General features: G+C 66.0%; 2 protein-coding genes. Both read left to right on the top strand.

Going from position 1 to position 3,412, the window contains the following annotated elements; all coding sequences use genetic code 11:
• On the top strand, window positions 1–1,815 hold a 1,815-nt coding region (gene glgX / locus EOA27_RS28320; RefSeq protein WP_127257789.1), incomplete at its 5' end, for a glycogen debranching protein GlgX.
• Window positions 1,808–3,412: alpha-glucosidase family protein (locus tag EOA27_RS28315; RefSeq protein WP_127257787.1), on the top strand; the 1,605-nt coding region annotated here is incomplete at its 3' end. The genes glgX and EOA27_RS28315, both read left to right, overlap by 8 nt.

The raw sequence follows: 3,412 nt of genomic DNA, 5'->3' as shown, positions 1-3,412 counted from the left end.
GGCTTCCGCGCCGATGGCGACTATGCGCCGGAACGCGGCCTGTGGTCCGATCCCGACAAGCTGCTCACCGATCCCTACGCCGTCGAGATCGATCGTCCCTACCAATACCATTGGCGGCTTGCCGCCAAGCGCAACGAGGGCGCCGACACCGCACCCCTGATGCCCAAGGCGATAGTGGTGGCGCCGCTTGAGGCGGTGGCGCCTTTGCCGCCCCTCTTCAATCCCGGCGGCCTGATTTACGAACTGAATGTCCGCTCCTTCACCAGGCTCCATCCCGACATCCCGGAAGCGCAGCGGGGCACCATCGCGGCGCTCGCCCATCCCGCCATCATCGAGCACCTGAAGCGTCTCGGCGTCTCGGCCGTCGAGCTGATGCCGGTCACCGCGTCGATCGACGAGCGGCACCTGCCGCCATTGGGCTTAAGCAACGCCTGGGGCTACAACCCCGTTACCTTCATGGCGCTCGACCCGCGCCTGGTGCCGGGTGGTCTGAGGGAGTTGCGCGACACCGTCGCCGCGCTGCGCGAGGCTGGCATCGGCACCATACTCGACCTCGTCTTCAACCATACCGGGGAGAGCGACCGGCTCGGGCCGACGCTGTCGCTGCGCGGGCTCGATGCGCTGGCTTACTACGGGCATCAGCCGGATGGCCAACTGGTCAACGACACTGGCACCGGCAACACGGTAGCCTGCGATCATCCGGTGGTGCGCGAGATGGTGCTCGACACGCTCCGACACTTCGTCCGCTTCGCCGGCGTCGACGGTTTCCGCTTCGATCTGGCGCCGGTGCTCGGTCGCGTCGATGGCGCCTTCGATCCGGAAGCGCCGCTGCTGCAGGCTATAGCCGGCGATCCCGTGCTCGCCGACCGCGTGCTGATCGCCGAGCCCTGGGATATCGGCCCGAACGGCTACCAGCTCGGCAATTTCCGCCCGCCCTATCTGGAATGGAATGACCGTTACCGCGACGATGTCAGGCGCTTTTGGCGCGGCGACGCCGGCGCGATCGGTGCGCTGGCGACACGGCTTGCCGGCTCCTCCGACGTCTTCGGCAGGGACAGCCGTCCGACGACCCGAACGGTCAACTTCATCGCCGCGCATGACGGCATGACGCTCGCCGATATCGTCGCCTATGAGCGCAAGCACAACGAGGCCAATGGCGAACAGAACCGCGACGGCCATAACGACAATCTGTCCTGGAACAACGGCACCGAAGGCGAGACGGACGACGAGGCGATCAGCCTGGCCCGCTCCAACGACCGGCGCGCGTTGCTCGCCACCCTCTTTGCCTCGCGCGGCACCATCATGCTGACGGCCGGCGACGAGTTCGGCCGCACGCAGCTAGGCAACAACAACGCCTATGCGCAGGACAACGCCATCACCTGGCTCGACTGGGCCGGCCGCGATCAGGCGTTGGAGCAATACACAGCGTCGCTTGCCGCGCTGCGCCGGGCCTTTCCTGCGCTGGCGGGCACACGCTTCCTAACCGGTGAGCCCGCCGATGGTGGAGAATTTCCCGACGTGGCCTGGCTCACCGAGACCGGCGTACCGCTCGGCGAGTCCGACTGGAACGAAGCCGGCCGACATCGCCTCGTCATGCTGCTCGGCGATAGCCAGGGCGAGCGCCTCGCGATCCTCGTCAATGGCGACCGCCGCCAATGCGTCTTCTCCTTGCCTGCGCGCGAGGGTTTTGAATGGCGCCCCGCAATCGAAGCGCAGCCTGACGACATCGCGCGACCGCTCTCCGGACGCAGCGTCAATTTCATGATCGAGCAACGTGCCGCTAAAGCGCGCAGCAGGAAGGGTTCTAATGGCTGACGAGAATGCGGAGCGGGGGAGTGAATGGTGGCGCGGCTGCGTCATCTACCAGGTCTATCCGCGCTCCTTCCAGGACACGACCGGCAACGGCAGCGGTGACCTCAATGGCATCACGGCCAGGCTTGCGCATGTCGCCTCTCTCGGCGCCGACGCGGTCTGGTTGTCGCCCTTCTTCAAGTCGCCGATGGCCGACATGGGCTATGACGTGTCCGACTATCGCGACGTCGATCCGATGTTCGGCACGCCAGAGGATTTCGACGCGCTCATCGCCGAGGCGCACCGGCTCGGCCTGAAGCTCATCATCGACCAGGTGATCTCGCATTCTTCCGACAAGCATGAATGGTTCGTCGAAAGCCGCGCCAGCCGCGACAATGCCAAGGCTGACTGGTACGTCTGGGCCGATGCGAAGCCGGACGGCAGCGCGCCCAACAATTGGCAATCGCTATTCGGCGGCCCCGCCTGGGAGTGGGACGCCACCCGCCGGCAGTACTACATGCACAATTTCCTCGCCGCGCAGCCGGATTTCAACTTTCACAATCCGAAGGTCCAGGATGCGCTGCTCGACACCGTGCGCTTCTGGCTGGAGCGCGGCGTCGACGGTTTTCGGCTGGACACCGTCAACTACTATGTCCACGACCGCTGGCTGCGCGACAACCCGCCTTTGGCCGCGAGCGTCGCCGGCACCAACGGTGCGACCAGCACCTATGCCTTCCAGGAGCATCTCTTCGACAAGACGCGTCCCGAGAATCTCGACTTCCTGAAACGCTTCCGCGCGCTGCTCGACGAATATCCGGACCGCGCCGCGGTCGGCGAGGTGGGCGACGAGGAGCGTTCGCTGCAGACGCTCGCCGCCTATGTCTCCGGCGGCGACAAATTGCAGATGTGCTACACTTTCGACCTGCTCAGCCCGCAATTTTCCGCCGCCCATGTGCGCGGCTGCGTGGAGGCGTTCGAGACGACCGCCCCGGACGGCTGGGTCTGCTGGGCCTTCTCCAACCATGACGTCGTGCGCCATGTCAGCCGCTGGACGCGGCCCGGCGAGAGCCCGGACGCGGTGGCGAAGTTCTCGATCGCGCTGCTGTCATGCCTGCGCGGCTCGATCTGCCTCTATCAGGGCGAGGAACTGGGGCTGGAGGAAGCCGAGCTGGCTTATGAGGATCTGCGCGATCCCGTCGGCATCCGTTTCTGGCCGGGCGTGAAGGGCAGGGACGGCTGCCGCACGCCGATGGTCTGGCAGGCGGAGGCGGAAAATGCCGGATTCTCGACGGCCAAGCCCTGGCTGCCCGTGCCGCTGGCGCATCGCGGCCGCGCGGTCGACATTCAGGATGGCGAAGGCGGTTCCGTGCTCGCGGCCTACCGTTCGATCCTTGCGCTGCGCAAGCGTCATCCGGCACTGATCGCCGGCTCCATCCGTTTTCTCGAGGCCGAGGGCGATGTGCTGGCCTTCATCCGCCAGCAGGAAGACGAGAGATTGCTGTGCGTTTTCAACTTCGCCGCGGAGCCGGCGAACTGGGCGCTGCCGGCCGAGATCGGGGATGTCGAGATAACGGCTCTTGCCGTTGATGTCGCGGGCGTTCTTGGCGGCGTTGTCGAGGAG

It is taken from the genome of Mesorhizobium sp. M2A.F.Ca.ET.037.01.1.1 (assembly GCF_003998075.1).
Lineage (GTDB): Bacteria > Pseudomonadota > Alphaproteobacteria > Rhizobiales > Rhizobiaceae > Mesorhizobium.
This window is presented reverse-complemented; position numbering and strand designations above follow the sequence as displayed.